This window comes from Ahniella affigens, assembly GCF_003015185.1.
GTDB classification, from domain to species: domain Bacteria; phylum Pseudomonadota; class Gammaproteobacteria; order Xanthomonadales; family Ahniellaceae; genus Ahniella; species Ahniella affigens.
Map to the genome: position 1 here is coordinate 382,181 of NZ_CP027860.1, position 18,177 is coordinate 400,357.

Here is an 18,177-nt window from a genome sequence, read left to right on the forward strand (position 1 = left end):
ACGTCGGCGACCAGGGCAGACACAGGGCTCTGCCCAGGTCGATTATTCGTTACACGCGATTCAAGCGGAACTGCATCGGCACAAGCACCATCGCTGGTACACGTTTGCCGTTTTCTTCGGCGGGATTGAACGTCCAGCGTCGCACTTGCTTCGCGGCGCTCTGATCCAGGCTCCGATGACCACTGGAGCGCGCGATGATCACATCGATCACGTGGCCATTGGCGTCCAATGACACGTGCAGCAGCACGTCGCCCTGCACCCCTTCGCGCGCCAAACGGTGGTCATATTTCGCCGTGGGGCGACCGCCGTACCCTGCTGCCACCGACGCGCCGACATAGCTGCTCGCAGGCATTTCCGGTGCCACGATCGCCGGTTCGGTGGCCTGAGGGTCGTTACTGACGAAATCGGTAGTGGCAGGCTCACTCGACGTGGTCGAAGGCACCACAACCGGCGGTGTCACGGGCGTCGGCACCAGCGGCTTTTGCGTCACCACGGGCTTGATGGGTTGTGGCTTGACCGGCGGTGGTAGCGGCGGTGGCGGGAACTCCTTGCCATCGTTCCAATAGACCTCAACCGTCGCGGGCTCGGACGCCTTGTGGCGATCCGGTCGCACAGGTACCGCCATGAACAAAAACACGCCCACATGCACGATCAGCGCGCCACTCATGCCCAAGATTCGGCTCGGGCTGATGCCATCTCTCACTGGAAACACAATCATGTCCTTCCCCAGAACTGCCCACCACTGGGCCGTAAATCGATCAACGCACTAGTCTCGGAATTGGGGTTTGGCCCCGACAGATTCTCAGTCGAAAGCGCGTCCTGCCGTCCGCATGCAATGGCATTGCGGATCAGCCGGCTGAACGAATTCTGAAAATGCCAGGGCACTTAACGTCGCCTTACTGGTCATCACCAAGAATGCGGCATGCGCGATGAAACGGACTTCACTGCAATTCCCCTGCAAGCCCGCAAGGACGCGGGCGCCACGTTTTCCTGGACGCGTGTCGTCGGGATCGCGAGTGCGCTCGCGCTACATGGCGTGCTGCTGCTGACCGTGTTGCGCGCACCGAGTGACTTGCCTGAGCGTCCACGCGTCCGGAACATGTTGCTGCAGGAAACGCCATCGGGAATGGCGCTGGTGTTGTTGGATCCTCAGGTCAAGCCAAGCAGCCATGCCCAGAGCATGGCTCGGCCCACCGCGCGGATGCCGTCGATGACTGTGGTGTTTCGAACACCCCAGGACCCCGATGTGTCGGCCCCGGCGCGGCCGAATTCCGAGAGCACCCCGCCAACGACTGCCACGACAGAACTCAGCCTCTCCGATTTGTCGTCGCAGACCGAAGCAATAGCGAGGGAGATGGCAGGTCCGCTTCAGGAGCGCTCGAATCAGACGCTGCCCACACTTCCAGGCGCGGCAATCGGCGTGAACTTGCACGCACCGGTCAAGCGCTGGAAGCAGATCACGCCTGAGCAGGTGGGCAACGTGCTGGCTCGAATCCTTGTGGCGACCATGGCTTCCAACCCTGACGACTACGAAAAAGTCCGCGATGGACGCGACCCGTTGCAGGAGTGGACGAGCGCGCACTTGAATAGCTTCGATGAACCGCATTGCGACGATCCCGAAGACCCGCTTCGCGATCGCCGTTGCTATGACGACAACCCGAACGTGCGCCGATAACGCGCGGTCGGGATCAAGCGGCCCTGTTCGCGTCTGAAATTACAAGATGACGTCTTAGCGACCCGCCCCAATAGGCACGCACTGTCAGATTCCCGCAACTCGATTGCAACAGGATCGCGCAACCCGAGTGGCAAACTTTCCGCCCGACCCAGGCACTGTATGCCCCAGCGGGAGGGAGAATGTCGTATCGCGCCGTGTTCATTTCGGACGTGCACCTCGGGACGCCAGACTGTCGGGCCGAACAACTTCTGTCATTCCTCCATCAATTGAACACTGACACGCTCTATCTGGTTGGCGACATCGTCGATCTGGAATCGCTCGCGGTGCGGGCCTATTGGCCTGCCAGCCACGCAGCAGTTGTTGGTGCGATCTTGGACCTCGCAGCGCGCGGCACGAAAGTGATTTACCTGCCCGGCAACCACGATGCGCCACTCAGAGGCCTGATCGGGCAGACCATTAGTGCGATCGATGTTCGTCGCTTTGCCGTTCACCATGGTCTGGATGGTCGTCGTTATCGTGTGAGCCATGGCGATGAATATGACCCGGAACGCCTCGGCAAGGACTGGCTGGTTTGGATTGGAGAACACGCCAGACGGTTGGTCTGTTGGATGAATCGGGGTCTGAATCGCGTCCGCCGGCAACTGGGACTGCCTTACCTGCCATTGCCGATCGTCGCGAAGTCGCGCATTCAAGCCGCGATTGACTACATCCAAGAGTATGAGCAGCGCGTCGTTGATGCCGCACGCGAACAAGGCTTCGATGGTCATATTTGCGGGCACATTCATTTTGGTGCGATTCGCGACGTCGCCGGTGTGCGCTACATGAACGATGGCGACTGGGTCGAGCATTGCACCGCGCTCAGCGAAGACGCCGACGGGCAATGGTCGCTGCTGCATTGGACCGAGCGCGGCACGGCATTGGCAACGGCTAACACCGTGGGCGTCTACGCGTTGCTACCCAGTCGACTGCCGCTCAACTCGTTGGAAGTGGCGCGTCAATTTGCGCCGAATGGATCCTCGAAAGCGGCGTAGCGCGTCGCGCTCCAATCAGAGCCTGGAATGGGCGCGTCCACTCATCGCGTTTTGATGCCCAAGAACCGGAAGTAAGGGACCCGAAAAGGGCCGAGCCACGGCAAAGGCTGGCGCGCCGTCACCAAGCGGTGCGACGGGAATTGCTGGATCAGGGCTTGCAGGCGCGAGGCATCCACCGTTACGCCATCATGCCGAAACCACGTCGACCAGAACCAGCGCTCGGTGCTTGCCTGGGCTTGGATCGATGATCGTGGTTCAGTCCAGGTGTAGAAATCCACGGCTGCGAGAATGCCGCCGTTGCGAAGCAGTCGATGGGCGTTCGCAATGACGGCCTGATAGGACGGCATCATCGACAATGCGTACGACATGACCACCAGATCAAAGCGCGCTTCGGAGTCAAACTGCGCAGCGTCCGCTTCGACAACCGTCACATTGGGATGCCCTTGCCAGCGACGCCGGGCGACTGCCAGCAACGCCGGACAGAGATCGACGAGCACAAAATGGCTTGCGGCAATTCGATCTGCCGAGAACCGCGTAAGATTCGCGCCCGTCCCGGCGCCAAGTTCCAGCACGCGCGCCTGGTTTGGCAGCGTGATGGCGTCAATGAGTTCTTGCCGACCACCGAGCAGGCGCTCGCGAAAGCGATCATAGTGTTCTGCCTGCGGACGGTAGAACTGCTCCAGGCGCTCCTGATGGCTGCCCGAGCGCGACATGCCGCGAAGTAATCGACCGATGACCGCGAGGTCGCTTGAGAACCGCTCAAGCTGCATCGGCTACCACCAAACCCGCGTAGGTATGAACGCGGTCTTGAGCCTGCCAATGGGCGACTTGCTCGTGCCGAATCCGGAGCCGTTCGGCGAGTGTTTCGGTTTGGTCCGAATGCAGACGTTGATGCAGAAACTGCGGATCGGCTTCGGCACTTCGAAGCACAATGCGGGCATGCCGACTCGCCCGGGAAAAAATGGCATGCCACTCTTCCTTCAATGCTTCGGGTGCGTGGCTGCTCATCCAGTCCATGTGGTCCAGCAGCACAAAATGCGAGAACTGTTGTGGGCTGGATTGCAGCGCACGGGTCACGGTCGCGGTACGAATGCGCAAACCACTCAGCAGGCCATCGCGTAGCCTCCGAATATTTTCCGGGCGCAAATATTCTGGACAGCAATCCGGTTGGTACTGCCCGCGCCAATACAGTTGCCAGAAGTAGTTGTTGCGAAGCGGCAGCTCGCAGACCACGTATTCAACGGCTGAGCGGACGAAGCCTGCCGCACTGCCGCGTTCCTCGCGTTCCACCAACTGCCGTTGCGCGCTCGGCACCCCGAGCAAATTCATCAGCCATTGGCTCGACAAGAGCCGATTCAGCATCGGTGTCCACAGGCGGTCGGCGATTTCCTGTTGGTAGATCTCGCGCTGCATGGCGATCGAATCCGCCGCGAACAATCGGTCGACTGCAGCGCGCAACGATGGGCGCAGGCGCATGTAACGATGCACGCTGTAAGCGACGTATCCGGACAAACCATGGAAGTAGAAGCTGCCGCGCCGGCTCTGGAACCAACTGAGCCGGGTGGACCAAAACTCCCGGGCGAATGGCGACAAGTGTTCGGCCAACTGCTCATGGAATACTTTGTCGATGTCAGGGAAATAGCCGCGACCAAACATCGCGAAAACCTGGTCTTCGTGAAGGCAGCGAATCGCCGCGACCTTGAGTTCAAGTAGCGCATTCTGACGCGGGTTGATGTCAACCGCCGTCACCGAGCGTGCGCCAGCCAGCAGATAATCCAAGGCGTTGCAGCCGGCGCTGGTGATCACCAGGACGTCCGACTCGGCATTGATCTGGAGAATGTCGCGGTCAACGGCCGGGTCTTCCCAGCAGGTGTTGTACACCAGACTGTTGCCGATCAATGATTGGAAGACACGATTGTGGAGCCGATCGAGCAAAGATGGTCGGGTCATGGTTGCGCACGGTTGAAGGCCGGGCAGGCCGCGCTGCGGGGACCCAGGCCGTGGAAAATCAAGAGGCAGGAGCAACGTCGGGCGTGGTCGGGTCGGCGTCGTGTGCCGGCACACAACCGGTACCGCACTGTCGATCACCGCCAATTCGCGGCCGACTCGCGGACAAGCCATCCTTGGGATACCCAACCGAGCCCCCGGTCGCTGATGCCAGGCGGAGCTTGTACCAACGACATGACTGATTGTTGACGCGCAGAATCCAAAGCTGTGACAGCCACGAATGCGTGGCGTGTGCCCTCGCTCTGGCGAGCGGCTCTGGCAATGCCTTGGCCCCAACCAGCGTGTTGCCCTCCCCGGACCCACGGCGGATGCGCCAATACCTGCAGACGATTGCCCGCGAGGGGCCAAGTTGACCCGGTGGCTCGGATGGCCTCTATTGTGCCCAAACGTGACGCGCTGCCGGGGCGCAGACATGTGCAATGGTTCTGAGGCGGGTGCATGGGCGGGCAGTGTGTGAAATTCGCGTGCAGCCCGGTCTCCTTGCCTGATCGCGGGCTGAACAGCCCGGAGATTGCCCGCGGATCGCCCCCGGCCTTGCGTTGGCGCACTGTCACGGCCGGCCGCTATACTTGCAGGTCCCTTCTGGCCGTGGCAAAGGCCCGGCGACAACCCTCTTGATGCGAGAACGGATGTGAGTTTGCTCCTGCAGTTTCGTGGATCTTCCGAGTTGGGTACTGGCAATCAGGCCTATGTCGATGGCCTGTACGAATCCTGGCTGGCCGATCCGAATTCGGTGTCGGCCGAATGGCAGCGCTACTTCGAGGCCCAGGGCACGCGTAGCGATCGCGCCCATGGCCCGGTGATCGACACCTATGCCGCCCAGGCCAAATTGCCGGCGGTGCGCTACCTCAGCGCCCCGCAGAACAACGACTACGCCGACCGCCAAGGCAAGGTCCAGCGCCTGGCGAATGCCTACCGCTCGCGCGGCCATTTGCGCGCGAATCTGGACCCGCTCGGCCTGATGCCCAAACTGCCAGCGCCCGATCTGGATCTCGCGTTTCATGGCCTGAACGACGCCGATCTGGCGACCGAGTTTTCGACCTCGTCGCTGCTTGAGCCCGGCGCTCGCGGCAAGCTCAAGGACATCCTCGGCAAGCTGCAGGCCACGTACACGCAGACCATCGGTGCGGAGTTCATGCACATCGATGACACCGAGCAGCGCCTGTGGATCCAGGACAAGCTGGAGCGTGCCGCGGGCCAATTCGGCTTTAGCGCCGACAAGAAAAAGCGCGTGCTCGATCGGTTGACGGCAGCTGAAGGTCTGGAACGGTTCCTGCACACGAAGTACGTCGGTCAGAAGCGCTTCTCGCTGGAAGGTGGCGATGCGCTGATTCCGATGATGGACGCACTGGTCCAACATGGTGGCCGGGGTGGCGTCAAAGAAATCGTCATCGGCATGGCCCATCGTGGCCGCCTGAACGTGCTCGTCAACGTGCTCGGCAAATCGCCGACGGTGCTGTTCGCCGAGTTCGAAGGCAAGGCCAAGGACGAGGCGTATGATCCGGCGCACTCGGGCGACGTGAAGTACCACATGGGCTACTCGGCCGATGTGCGCTCCGAAGGCGGCCCGGTGCATCTGGCGCTGGCCTTCAATCCGTCGCATCTCGAAATCGTGGACCCGGTGGTTGCCGGTTCGGTGCGAGCGCGGCAAACGCGCCGGCTGGATGAGACTGGCGACCAAGTCATGCCCGTCCTGATCCATGGTGACTCGGCTTTCGCGGGCCAGGGCGTGATCATGGAATTGTTCAACATGTCGCAGGCCCGTGGTTTCAAGGTCGGCGGCACCGTGCATCTGGTCGTCAACAACCAGGTCGGGTTCACCACGTCCCGTCCTGATGACACGCGCTCCACCTACTACTGCACCGACGTGGCCAAAATGGTCAACTGCCCGGTGTTCCATGTGAATGGTGACGACCCGGAAGCCTGCGTGTTCGTTTCCGAACTCGCCTTCGAATACCGCCAGCGCTTCAAGCGCGATGTGGTGATCGATCTGGTCTGCTATCGCCGCCACGGCCACAACGAAGCCGATGAGCCGGCCGCGACGCAGCCGTTGATGTATCAGAACATTCGGGCACGCAAGACCACGCGCGAGCTCTACGCCGATGCGCTGAGCGGCGCTGGCGTGCTGCCTGTCGACGCCGCGAAGGCGCTGGTCGATGCCTATCGGCGTGGACTCGATGAAGGCCAGGCGATGAGCGAGCTGACGCAGGCCGATCCAAATCTGCCGATCATCGATTGGCATCGCCACCTGGATGCGACGATGGCGCAGACGGTGACCACGGGCTTGCCCGTCGCGAAGTTGCAAGCCTTGTCCGCCAAGATCAATACGTTGCCGGCTGGCGCGAGTTTGCATCCGCGCGTCGCCAAGGTCTATGAGGATCGCCTGAAGATGCAGGCGGGCGAACTCCGCATGGACTGGGGCTATGCCGAGACGCTGGCGTATGCCACGTTGGTCGAGGAAGGTTACAAGCTCCGGCTCGTCGGTCAGGACGCCGGTCGCGGCACGTTCTTCCACCGTCATGCCGTCACGCATGACCAGAAGACTGGCGAAGCACGCCTCCAACTTGCCGACCTCGGCGCGCATCCGGGGGCGGTCGAAGTGATCGACTCCGTACTCTCCGAAGAAGCAGTCATGGCGTTCGAATACGGCTTCGCAACCACCGATCCGAACACCATGGTGATCTGGGAAGGCCAGTTCGGCGACTTCGCGAATGGTGCGCAAGTCGTCATCGACCAATTCATCAGCTCCGGTGAGTCGAAGTGGGGTCGCCTCTGCGGTCTCGCGCTCTTTTTGCCGCACGGCTATGAAGGTCAGGGGCCTGAGCACTCGTCGGCGCGACTGGAGCGCTTCTTGCAACTCTGCGCCGTGAACAACATGCAAGTGGTCACGCCAACGACGCCCGCACAGATGTTCCACATGCTGCGTCGGCAGATGCTTCGGGATGTCCGGAAGCCGCTCGTGGTGATGACGCCAAAGTCGATGCTGCGCCATCGCTTGTCGACTTCGACGCTGCAAGACCTCGAGCAAGGCAGCTTCCAGATCCTGATTCCAGACAGCTTTGCAAAGGATGCCGCGGCAGTGACGCGCGTGGTCGTCTGCGCGGGCAAGGTCTACTACGACTTGCTCGAAGACGCCGAAAAGCGTGCGCTGACCAACGTCGCCATCGTCCGCGTCGAACAGCTGTATCCGTTCCCGCGCGCCGAACTCAAGGCCGAACTCGCCCGCTTCCCGAACGCGAAGGAAGTGATCTGGTGTCAGGAAGAACCGATGAACCAGGGCGCCTGGTATCAGATCGGTCATCACCTGAATGCCAGCATCAGCGCGCAGCATCGCCTGCATTACGCCGGCCGCGCCCGTTCGGCCGCGCCCGCGTGCGGCAAGCTCGCAACGCATGTGGTCGAGCAAGCTGCGCTCTTGGAGCAAGCGCTCGTCGCCAAGCAAAACGGCGGCCACGCTCCTGAATAATTCATCTAAGGCGGTGGCCACACAGCGTGTTGCCACCCATCCAGCAAACACGAGGAATCGCCATGTCCATCGAAGTCAAAGTTCCAGTTCTGCCTGAATCGGTGTCCGACGCCGTCATTGCCACCTGGCACAAGAAAGTCGGTGAAGCAGTCAAGCGTGACGAGAACCTCGTCGATCTGGAAACCGACAAGGTCGTGCTGGAAGTGCCAGCTCCGGCCGATGGCGTGCTGAAGCAGATCATCAAGCAGAGCGGCGACACGGTTGGCTCGCAGGAACTGATCGCCATCATCGAAGCGGGTGCCGTGGCATCGGCGCCGGCCCCGACTGCCGAAGCACCGAAAGCGGCCGCAGCTGCTGCACCGGCCGCTGCCGCGTCGAGCGCCGTCGATCTGTCGCCAGCCGGCCGTCGCGTTGCCGAAGAGAACAAGCTCGACGCGAGCCAAGTGGCTGGTACTGGTCGTGGTGGCCAAGTCACGAAGGAAGACCTGCTGAACTTCATGCGCTCGGGTGGCACCGTGGCGCCTGCGGCGAAGCCTGCCGCTGCGCCAGCACCGGCTGCTGCACCAGCAGCTGCCGCAGCCCCGATGGGCGCACGCAGCGAACAACGCGTGCCGATGACGCGCATGCGCACCCGTATTGCCGAGCGCATGATGCAGTCGAAGAATTCGATCGCCATGTTGACCTCGTTCAACGAGATCAACCTGAAGGCCGTGTCCGACATGCGCAAGGCGCATGGCGAAGCGTTTGAGAAGGCCAATGGCATCAAGCTCGGCTTCATGAGCTTCTTCGTCAAGGCCGCGGCCGATGCGCTGAAACGCGCGCCGATCATCAACTCCTCGGTCGATGGCAATGACGTGATTTATCACGGTTACAGCGATATCTCGATCGCCGTCGCCACCGAAAAGGGCCTGGTCACGCCGGTGCTGCGCAATGCCGAAACGATGAGCTTTGCTGACATCGAAAAAGCCATTGCCGGCTACGCGAAGAAGGCGCGCGAAGGCGGCTTGGCGCTAGAAGATTTGCAGGGCGGCACGTTCACGATCACGAATGGCGGCACGTTTGGCTCGCTGTTTTCGACGCCGATCGTCAACCCACCGCAGAGCGCGATTCTGGGCATGCACGCGATCAAGGAACGCGCGATCGTCGAGAACGGTCAAGTTGTCGCAGCGCCGATGATGTACGTGGCGCTGAGTTATGACCACCGCATCATCGACGGCAAGGACGCGGTGCTGTTCCTGGTCGACATCAAGAACCAGTTGGAAAACCCGCACCGCATGCTGCTCGGTCTCTGATTGAGCCAGACGCCAACGGCGACGGTGATCAACGCGCGGTGGACAAGGCGCAAGCCTTGAACACCGCGGCGGGATCACCATCTCATTTCGACCCAGGTCGGTTCTGTGCCGACCGCTGAAGGAACTCCCATGAGCACGCAATTCGATGTCATCGTGATCGGCGCCGGCCCGGGTGGCTATGTGGCTGCGATCCGCGCCGCGCAACTTGGTTTGAAGACCGCCTGCATCGACGATTTTGTCGGCAAGGACGGCAAGCCCGCGCTCGGCGGCACCTGCCTCAATGTCGGCTGCATTCCGTCCAAGGCCCTGCTCGATTCGTCGAAGCAGTTCCACAACCTGACGCACAGCTTCAAAGAGCACGGCATCAGCGCCGATAACGCTTCGATCGACGTGTCGGCCATGGTCGCGCGCAAAGACAAGATCGTGAAGCAGTTCACCGGTGGCATCACCATGCTGTTCAAGGCGAACAAAGTCACGCCGTTTGCCGGTCGCGGCAAGTTGCTCGCGAATCGCCAAGTCGAAGTCACCGCAGCGGATGGCAGCAAGCAAGTGCTGACGGCCACAAATGTGATCATCGCGGCCGGTTCGAAGCCAATCGAATTGCCGTTCGCGAAGTTCGATGGGCAGTACATTCTCGACAACGCGAGCGCGCTCGATGTCAACGCGGTGCCGAAACGCTTGGGCGTCATTGGCGCCGGCGTCATTGGGCTGGAGCTTGGCTCAGTGTGGAAGCGTTTGGGTTCGGAAGTCACCGTGCTCGAAGCGTTGCCGGAGTTCCTGGCGGCAGCCGATGCCGATATCGCCAAAGCCGCGAAGCGCGAGTTCGACAAGCAGGGCCTGAAGATTCACCTGAACGCGAAAGTCTCGAACGTGCAGGTGCAGAACAACGAGGTACAGCTCAGCTACACCGATAAGGATGGCGAGAAACAAATCACCGTCGACAAGCTCTTGGTGGCCGTCGGCCGTCGCGCTTACACGGAAGGCCTGCTGGGTGACGGCACGGGCGTCAAACTCGATGAGCGTGGTCGCGTGTTGGTCGATGAGCACTGCTGGACCGGTGCCGAAGGCGTCTGGGCGATCGGCGACTGCGTGCGTGGCCCGATGCTCGCGCACAAGGCGTCGGAAGAGGGCATTGCCGTCGCCGAGATCATTGCCGGCAAGCCGGGTCATGTGAATCTCGACACCGTGCCGTGGGTCATCTACACCGAGCCAGAAGTGGCCTGGGTCGGCAAGACCGAGCAACAGCTGAAGGCCGAAGGCGTGGCGTACAAGACGGGGTCGTTCCCGTTTGCAGCGGTGGGCCGCGCGGTCGCGATGAACGAAACAGCGGGCATGGTCAAGGTCATCGCGCATGCCGAGACGGATCGCATCCTCGGCGTGCACATGGTCGGTGCGTGCGTGTCCGAGATGATCCACGAAGCCGTCGTCGCGATGGAATTCCACGGCTCGGCCGAAGATCTGGCGCGTATTTGCCACGCGCATCCGACCTTGTCGGAAGCTGTGCATGAGGCCGCGCTCGCCGTCGACAAGCGGGCGATCCACAAGGCGAACTAACGGCCCAGCGCCGCTTGTGTTCGGAAAAACGCCCCTCGCGGGCGTTTTTTTTGGCCCCAAAGAAGCTCATCGCGTTCAATGGCGTGGCCGCTTGGCTAGCGCTGCATGTTCGGTTTGTCGTTCCGGCGCATTGTCATCGATGCCGCGCGATTGGTCGCGCTACCGAGAGTCAATAGCCATGTCCAAGCAGCGCATCGCACCCCGGCCTGATCGCGCCGTGCCAGTGTCCCGTTCCGGCGCACAGAGCTGGTCAACCCGAATCGGCCTCGTCGACGATTCGATGCGGGCTGAGTCGATCGGAACCTGGTATCGCGCGGCGATGTCTTGGATTCTGGTTAGTCTTGCTGGGCTATGCCTCGGCAGTATTGGTAGTGCGGCCAATGCGGTGGAGCGGGAGGACGATGGCCTGCAAGCACTAGCGATTCGCTATTACGCCGACAAATACCGAATCGATCCGGAGCGCGCCCGCGCGCGTTTGGAAATTCAAGATCGCGCTGCTGGCATTGACGATGCGTTGATTGCTGAACTCGGCGATGACTATGCAGGCATCTGGTACGACCCCAATAAGGCAGGACGCCTGCAGATTGGTCTCACGCGTGCCGGATCGGCGCGCCTCGCCGCGCTGCAGCGCGTGGTCGATGCGTTTGGCCTGACCGCGGACACGGATTGGGTGTCGGTCAATCGAACCGAACGGGACTTGACGGAACTGCGCGATGCACTGCGACCCGACTTGCAGGATCTGCTCAGCACGGCTCGCGCAAACATGGGCTATGACACGCGCCGCAACAGCGTCGTCGTTCGCGCGGTCACCCGGGTCACACCAACCGAAGAGGCGACCTTGCGCAGCTTGGCCGGCATTCCCGGCGTGATCGTGCAGCGCGTTCCTGTCGACACGTTCGCCGCAACGTATCAAGGTTGCTGGATCACCGCGTGCAACCCGCCGCTCCGTGGGGGGCGAGGGGTGATTGCTGACGGGTTTTGTACCGGTGCGTTCATCGCCTACACGCCGAACAGTCCGCACCAATGGCTGCTGACTGCCGGCCACTGTATGTATTTCGAGGCCATCGTCGGCGACGGCTATGCCTGGCATGCGCGCAACGAGGCCATGAAGACGCATCTCATCAGCGCGTATGTGAACTACACCTTTGCCGGGCCGAACGGGCGCGATGCCGGCATCATCTGGCTCCAGCCCAGCAGCTATTGGGCGACGCCAGCACCCATCGCTGCTGTCGTCGTCAAAATCTCCGACGACACGACCTACAACCCGTCCTACGAGATTCGCCAGACTTCGTTCAGTGCGATCGGTCAGATCCTGTGTCGAACCGGACGCATGACCGGCACAGACTGCGCGGAAGTCAGCCTGCTCGGCGCGGATGAGACGGCCAAAGGTCCGAACGGTCTCTACTATGGCGTCCGAAACATGGGTGAAGTAGATGCCTGCGGTGCCCAGGGCGGCGACAGTGGCGGGCCGCTTTACAAGAAACATCGCGCGTACGGGATCTATTCCGGCCGTGTGAATGCCGGTCCCGCATTCTGCTGGGAGTTTTACCAGGGCGTTCGGGATGCCGAAAAGGCGCTCGGCGTCAAAGTCCTGTTGGCACCTTGAGGCATCATGCAATGCCGGTGACCAGGCAACGACTGCGCGCGCGTTTCACGATGTTGAAACCGGCGGGAATGCTGCCGCAAACCGGTTCCGCGTCACAGTTCCGAGCGCGTGTTGGTCGACTCCGAAGCGTGCCTCAGTCAGGGCTGTACAATGCCGTTCCGTTTCCGACCCATCCGGATATGAACGCACCGTTGGAGCCGTCGACTGCCGAACTCCTGCACGCGATTCGCAACGGCAGCGAGCCGGCGAGGCACGCGCTGTATCAGCGATTCCTGCCGATCCTGAGCCGTTGGGCGCATGGTCGTTTGCCCCGCGGCGCGCGTGACGTGGCCGACACTGACGACTTGGTGCAAGTCAGTCTGATGCGCACCTTGAAGCATTTGGATGTCATCGAGTCGGAGCGCACGGGCAGCTTTCTGGCCTATCTGCGGCAAATACTATTGAACGAAGTGCGCGCCGAAATGCGCAAGCACCGAGTGCGCGGCGAGCAAGTGGATGTGGCGGATCTCGATCTGGTCGATGCCGCATCGTCGCCGGTCGAGCAATTGGTCGGCCGGGAACGCATGCGTGCCTATGAAGCCGCCTTGGCAAAATTGAATCAACGCCAGCAGGAACTGATCCTGATGCGTTTGGAACTCGGGATGAGTTACCCCGAAATTGCTTTGGAGACGGGCAGCGACCCCGATGCCGTGCGGATGATGGTCACGCGCGCGCTGAAATCCCTGACCGAGCAACTGGCGGATTGCCGTTGAGTCATGAACGCGAATCAACGCGCTGGCGCAGGTCGAACATCGAGTGCGGTTTCAGACGAGCCCACCACCGAGCCACTCTCTAACGCACTTTCGGCAATCGCGGATCAGGCGCCGGTCGCATGGGATCTGCTGGCCCAGACCAGCCTCCAGCCGGGTGAACTCGAAGGGCTGCGGCTGATCGAGGATGTCGCCCGCGCATTTCGCGGGCAAGGCATGCCTGGTGAGACCGAGACCAGACCGGTCGCGTTTACCTGGAATGGTCTGCAAGTGACTGAGCGACTCGGCGCTGGCAGTTATGGGGACGTCTGGCGAGCGTTTGACCCGTGGCTCGAACGCGAGGTCGCGCTCAAGCTGTTTCGCGGGCACGCCAGTGCAGGTTTGGATGAAGCGCGGCGTCTGGCGCGGCTCCGCCATCACAATGTATTGAGCGTGTTGGGCTGTGCCATTGCCGATGATCGCGCCGGCCTTTGGAGCGAGCTGATCGAAGGCAACACCTTGGCCGACCTCATCACCCGCGGCGGCCCGCTGAGCGCGGCCGAGACCATGCGCGTCGGTCGAGATCTGGCGCAGGCGTTGGTCGCCGTGCATGGCGCGGGTCTCGTGCATGGCGACATCAAAGCATCCAACGTCATGCGCGAGCGTGGTGGCCGCATCGTCCTGATGGACTTTGGGGCGGGTGGCGAAGCGCGACTGCTCGCCGCGCAGCGCGTGCGTTCGGGTACCTTGGCGTACTTGGCGCCGGAAGTGCTCGATGGCGCGCCGGCCTCGCAGCAGAGTGATCTGTTCGCGTTGATCGTGTTGCTGCATCTCTTGTATCGCGGGCATTTGCCGTGGTCGGCAGATTCGGCGCTGGAGTTGCGGCGGGCACAAAACGTGCCGCCCCAACTGCTACCCAAACAAGGCGATCCCATCGAACAGCATTTGTGTCGGATGATCGCGCAAGGCTTGTCGGTAGACCCGCGAAAACGAGTCGGTGACGCACAAAGCCTGGCTCGTTGCTTGCAAATTCAGACCAACATGGCAACGCCGGTCGCACCGATTCGCCGCCACCTGGGGCTGGCGATTGCGGCGAGTGCGGTACTGGCTTTAGGCATATTCGGATGGATGTTGCGGCCTGATTGGCGCACCGACGTCAAGTTTGTGCGACTAGGCGAATCGGGTCCGGTGAGCTTGGAACCTGATGCCAGCGTCCGTGCCGGCGATCGCTTGCGTCTACAGTTCGAGAGCAATCGCCAAGTCTACGCCTACGTGCTGAATGAAGATGATCAAGGCATCGCGACCGTCCTCTTTCCGTTGTCAGATCGCGATAATCCGCTGCCTGCAGCCAAGGCTCTGGAATTGCCAGGTGGTGTCGATTCGGGGCTTGCCTGGGAAGTCGGTGCAAGTGGCGGGCAGGAAGAGTTCTTAATTGTGGCGAGCGCCGAGCCGTTGACCAATCTGGAACAAGCTCTGGCTGACTGGCGGCGGGCGCGCGGCGTGCAGCGCTCGGTGGACCAAATCGTGACCGTTGCGCCGCCGGAATTGAGTGGTGCGCAACTGAATGCCCTGGTGCGATCGCTGGAGGGTGACGTTCGTCCGGAGTCTGTCCAGAAATGGCAGTTTCGATTCACCCACACGCGCTGAGCGGGCGGTGCTGCCGTATCCTGTGCGGCATCCACGGTCTGGAGCCTGCATCTTGAGAACACCTTGTCTGACGGTTGGGCTTTGGTTCGTCGCGCTGCTGACAGCGTCCATGCTGGCCGACGCAGCTGCGCCAAACTCGGCCATTCCCGAGCGATTCGTGGCGCTGATTCAGGATGACCGCCCAAGTGACGCCAGGCGTCTGGCCGAGCGCGAATACCAAGACTTGGCGCCCGACGCCAGCATGCTGCAGCGATGTGAGGCCTTGGAGTTGATCATGGTGCTATTCGGCTTCGAGCCGGGCGCACCGGATGATCTGAGCGCCCGTTATGCCACGCAGTCTTTATCTTGCTGGCAGTCTCTGCCTGGTGATCGCGCACGCGCATTTGCGGTGGCGCGCGAGCTCCGTCAGGCACGCCGACTGATCATCGAAGGCAAGTATCAAGAAGGCTTCGCTTTGGAAGCAGCACGCCGGCAGGAATTCGACGCCCTGCAACGCCACCTGCCGGCGTTGCAGCAATCCATGTGCTGGGACGCAATCGGCAATGCCGCACAATGGCGGGATGAGTTGGAGGCGGCCGCCCAGGCATTTCGGAAGGCCACCGATGTGCTGGACGGCGGGGCCAGCGCTGAGCGCATCCAGCAGGCGCAGATGCTTGGCGTCTTAGCGTTGCGGCTCGAACGGGCCGGGCAACTGGCCGAGGCGATGGCTGCGATCGATCGCGCCGACACATTGATGGCGCCGCCGTTTCCGGCGCCAAAATTTGTTCGGGCGACGCTCCATGGCCGGCGCGCAACGATCGCGTTCTTTGCGAACCGTTGGGATCAAGCGCTGACGCACGCCGATGCTGCAATCGCGTTGTTCCGGCCGCTGGGACCGAGCGTCAATGAGCAACTTGCATTGAATCTGGTGACACGCTCGAATGCCCTGAAGAAAAGCGGCCGACAAGCCGATGCGTTGCCGCCACTGATTGAGGCAATCGCATTGGAGCGCGCTTTGCCCGATCAGGATCTGACCGGACTCGCAGCGCACATGAATCAACTGGGCACGCTGCAGTTTGAGCTCAACCAGATCGAAGCGGCAGAAGCGAGTTTCAACGAGTCCTTGGCGCTCTATCGGGAAGCGCTGGGTGCGGGCAAGGAACTGGGTTATCCCGCCGCCGCGAACCTGGCGGCGGTGCTGCTCGCCCGTGGCAATACCCGGGATGCCCGTGCGCGCATGGATACGTATGTCGCCCGCGCCGAGCAACAATTGGGGCCGGACAACGAGCGTCTGCCCGAACTCCTACTGGAGCAGGGCAACTATGCCTATGCCGACCACGACTATGCCGCGGCGGAGGCCATTCACCAGCGTGCGCTCCGTTTGCTGCCGAAGGTCGAGGGCGTTCTGGCCGCGCAACGCTACTGGCATACGCGAAGTCTCGCGCGCGCGCAGCATGGGCTCGGCAATGATCGCGCGGCGTTTGCGACCGCAGTCAACGCCGAACGCCAGCGCCAGCAACTGTTGCGCAATGTCGGCAGTCATCTGGGGAGCGACCATGCGATCGCCTTGCAGCAAAAGCTGACCGGCACCCTCGACATGATCCATGCCTTAGTGGCTGCTGATCCAGACCCAAAGCGCATCGAAATCGCCTGGGATCTCGAGATCGCAGCGCGCCAGAGCGTCGCCCGCCTCATCGGCGCGCGTCTGCAGACGGCGCGACAAACCGCCGATGCGACGACGCAATCGCTCTGGTTAGCGTATGAGCAGGCCAGCGATGCCTACACCAACGCCACTCTATCGCCCGCCAGCGACCAAGTCGCAATGGCGCGTCGCCGCGAGGCGCTGGATCAAGCCGAGCGCGCGCTCGCCGCGCAGGTGCGAGCGGTGGCGCAGGCGTTGGAGCCGGGCGCCGATCGGGTCGCCGCATTGAAGTCGGCACTGCCCCGTGGCAGCGCGCTGATCGCGTATGTGCAGTTCACGCAAGATCCCTGGCAGCCCGAAAACACCGGTCGAGCGGCGTCCGAGGGTCGCTACTACGCTTATGTTCTGAGTGCATCCGAACCGGCAACGCTGACCGATCTTGGTTCCGGCACGCGCATCGCGGCGGCCGTGGGCCGCTGGCAGGAATCCTTGCGCGACCCACGCAGCAGCGCGCTCGAACTCAAACAAGCGGGGCGGGCGCTCCGGCGCTTGGTTCTCGATCCGCTCTCGATTCCGACGCAATTATCGCGGCACTACATTGTTCCGGCCGGCGATTTGTATCGGGTCAGTTGGCTGCCCTTGCCGGTGGCGGACGAACGCTCAGCGCAACGTTTGGTGGACACCGGGCCTGATGTGCAATTGCTCGACAGCGAACGCGAATTGCGTGTGGCTGCCGGCACTCAAGTCGCCGATTCCTTACTGTTGGTTGGTGCCCCTGCGCTCGCGAATCGCGAACGTCATCTCACGGGATGCGGGCTGGCAGAACTGCCCGGCGCATCGGCCGAAATTGATGCGCTGAGCAACTTGTGGCGGCCCGAGAAAGCGTCACCCAGCATGTCGGTCCTGGTTGGCAAAGCGGCCATGGAGCCGGCAGTGCGGCGTGCCATGCAGGCAAGCCGGCTGCTGCATTTCGCCACCCATACCTTGAGCACTCAGGCTTGCGAGCCGTTGTTGGCGAGTCGATCGGTCAAGCTCATTGATACGACAGCAACGCCGTTGCGACCAGAAGATCGCGGGCGTGGCGCGCTGGTGCTCAGCACGCCAACCAAGCCCGCGCCAAAAATGAATCCGGCGCGTACCGATGGTTTGCTGACGCCGGAAGAAGTCGTCACGATGGATCTTTCCGAGGTGCAATCGGTGGTCTTGTCGGCATGCGACACGGGTGCCGGGGCGGTGACGCCGGAAGAAGGCGCGTTCGGACTTCGCCGCGCCTTTCGACTGGCAGGTGCGCGCAGCGTGGTCATGAGTCTTTGGCCGATCGACGATGCCGCCACCGCCGCATTGATGCAGGCCTATTACCGCGAACGTCTGCAACGCAGGGCCGAGGTGCCGACCGCGCTTAGAGCGGCGGCTTTAGCGGTGATCGCTGAGCGCACCGCGGCCGGTGAATCGGTGCACCCTTACTACTGGGCCGGATTTGTCGCCAGCGGGGACTGGCGCTGAGAATGGATTCGCGTTGGGAGCCTCTGAACAGGTTCAGAGGCGATGCG

The 18,177-nt window shown here is 62.1% G+C and carries 12 protein-coding genes; 9 read left to right on the forward strand and 3 right to left on the reverse strand.

Annotated elements, in window-relative coordinates; all coding sequences use genetic code 11:
- Positions 1-49: 49 nt before the first annotated feature.
- Positions 50-718, reverse strand: coding sequence for an energy transducer TonB (locus C7S18_RS01365; RefSeq protein ID WP_106889855.1), 669 nt, complete (start codon positions 716-718; stop codon positions 50-52).
- A gap of 204 nt (positions 719-922) precedes the next feature.
- Here C7S18_RS01365 and C7S18_RS01370 point away from each other — a divergent pair, with 204 nt between their 5' ends.
- Both C7S18_RS01370 and C7S18_RS01375 read left to right on the forward strand, forming a co-directional pair.
- The gene (locus tag C7S18_RS01370) at positions 923-1,675 is read left to right on the forward strand and encodes a hypothetical protein (protein WP_106889856.1); all 753 of its coding nucleotides are present in this window, start codon (positions 923-925) and stop codon (positions 1,673-1,675) included.
- 179 nt (positions 1,676-1,854) lie between these two features.
- Positions 1,855-2,706: a UDP-2,3-diacylglucosamine diphosphatase gene (locus tag C7S18_RS01375; RefSeq protein ID WP_106889857.1), complete on the forward strand. Its 852-nt coding sequence runs from the start codon at positions 1,855-1,857 to the stop codon at positions 2,704-2,706.
- 41 nt (positions 2,707-2,747) lie between these two features.
- On the opposite strand, the gene C7S18_RS01380 is transcribed toward C7S18_RS01375, so the two are convergent.
- Together C7S18_RS01380 and C7S18_RS01385 are read right to left on the reverse strand one after the other, a co-directional pair.
- Positions 2,748-3,476 carry a class I SAM-dependent methyltransferase gene (locus tag C7S18_RS01380; protein ID WP_106889858.1) on the reverse strand — a complete coding sequence of 243 codons (729 nt, stop codon included), beginning with the start codon at positions 3,474-3,476 and terminating at the stop codon, positions 2,748-2,750.
- A complete protein-coding gene (locus C7S18_RS01385) occupies positions 3,466-4,656 on the reverse strand; it encodes a BtaA family protein (RefSeq protein WP_106889859.1) in 1,191 nt (396 codons plus the stop codon). The genes C7S18_RS01380 and C7S18_RS01385 overlap by 11 nt, the downstream gene beginning before the upstream one ends.
- Positions 4,657-5,344: 688 nt before the next feature.
- Here C7S18_RS01385 and C7S18_RS01390 point away from each other — a divergent pair.
- The 7 genes from C7S18_RS01390 to C7S18_RS01420 all read left to right on the forward strand — a co-directional run bounded on the left by C7S18_RS01390 (position 5,345) and on the right by C7S18_RS01420 (position 18,130).
- Positions 5,345-8,179, forward strand: coding sequence for a 2-oxoglutarate dehydrogenase E1 component (locus tag C7S18_RS01390; RefSeq protein ID WP_106889860.1), 2,835 nt, complete (start codon positions 5,345-5,347; stop codon positions 8,177-8,179).
- Between the two features lie 62 nt (positions 8,180-8,241).
- On the forward strand, positions 8,242-9,471 hold the full coding sequence (gene odhB, locus C7S18_RS01395) for a 2-oxoglutarate dehydrogenase complex dihydrolipoyllysine-residue succinyltransferase (protein ID WP_106889861.1): 1,230 nt from the start codon (positions 8,242-8,244) through the stop codon (positions 9,469-9,471).
- 129 nt (positions 9,472-9,600) lie between these two features.
- A complete protein-coding gene (gene lpdA, locus C7S18_RS01400) occupies positions 9,601-11,025 on the forward strand; it encodes a dihydrolipoyl dehydrogenase (RefSeq protein ID WP_106889862.1) in 1,425 nt (474 codons plus the stop codon).
- A gap of 178 nt (positions 11,026-11,203) precedes the next feature.
- Positions 11,204-12,631, forward strand: coding sequence for a S1 family peptidase (locus C7S18_RS01405; RefSeq protein WP_170113046.1), 1,428 nt, complete (start codon positions 11,204-11,206; stop codon positions 12,629-12,631).
- A gap of 179 nt (positions 12,632-12,810) precedes the next feature.
- Positions 12,811-13,383: an RNA polymerase sigma factor gene (locus tag C7S18_RS01410; RefSeq protein WP_170113047.1), complete on the forward strand. Its 573-nt coding sequence runs from the start codon at positions 12,811-12,813 to the stop codon at positions 13,381-13,383.
- 3 nt (positions 13,384-13,386) lie between these two features.
- Positions 13,387-15,006, forward strand: coding sequence for a serine/threonine protein kinase (locus tag C7S18_RS01415; RefSeq protein ID WP_106889865.1), 1,620 nt, complete (start codon positions 13,387-13,389; stop codon positions 15,004-15,006).
- Between the two features lie 52 nt (positions 15,007-15,058).
- Positions 15,059-18,130 (forward strand): CHAT domain-containing tetratricopeptide repeat protein, encoded by a 3,072-nt coding sequence (locus C7S18_RS01420; protein WP_170113048.1) that lies wholly within the window; start codon positions 15,059-15,061, stop codon positions 18,128-18,130.
- The last annotated feature ends 47 nt before the right edge of the window (positions 18,131-18,177 follow it).

Excerpts from the sequence above, each read along its gene's own strand:
- C7S18_RS01365 (WP_106889855.1), bottom strand. The coding sequence starts at position 718 with ATGATTGTGTTTCCAGTGAGAGATGGCATCAGCCCGAGCCGAATCTTG.
- C7S18_RS01370 (WP_106889856.1), top strand. The coding sequence starts at position 923 with ATGCGCGATGAAACGGACTTCACTGCAATTCCCCTGCAAGCCCGCAAG.
- C7S18_RS01375 (WP_106889857.1), top strand. The coding sequence starts at position 1,855 with ATGTCGTATCGCGCCGTGTTCATTTCGGACGTGCACCTCGGGACGCCA.
- C7S18_RS01380 (WP_106889858.1), bottom strand. The coding sequence starts at position 3,476 with ATGCAGCTTGAGCGGTTCTCAAGCGACCTCGCGGTCATCGGTCGATTA.
- C7S18_RS01385 (WP_106889859.1), bottom strand. The coding sequence starts at position 4,656 with ATGACCCGACCATCTTTGCTCGATCGGCTCCACAATCGTGTCTTCCAA.
- odhB (WP_106889861.1), top strand. The coding sequence starts at position 8,242 with ATGTCCATCGAAGTCAAAGTTCCAGTTCTGCCTGAATCGGTGTCCGAC.
- lpdA (WP_106889862.1), top strand. The coding sequence starts at position 9,601 with ATGAGCACGCAATTCGATGTCATCGTGATCGGCGCCGGCCCGGGTGGC.
- C7S18_RS01405 (WP_170113046.1), top strand. The coding sequence starts at position 11,204 with ATGTCCAAGCAGCGCATCGCACCCCGGCCTGATCGCGCCGTGCCAGTG.
- C7S18_RS01410 (WP_170113047.1), top strand. The coding sequence starts at position 12,811 with ATGAACGCACCGTTGGAGCCGTCGACTGCCGAACTCCTGCACGCGATT.
- C7S18_RS01415 (WP_106889865.1), top strand. The coding sequence starts at position 13,387 with ATGAACGCGAATCAACGCGCTGGCGCAGGTCGAACATCGAGTGCGGTT.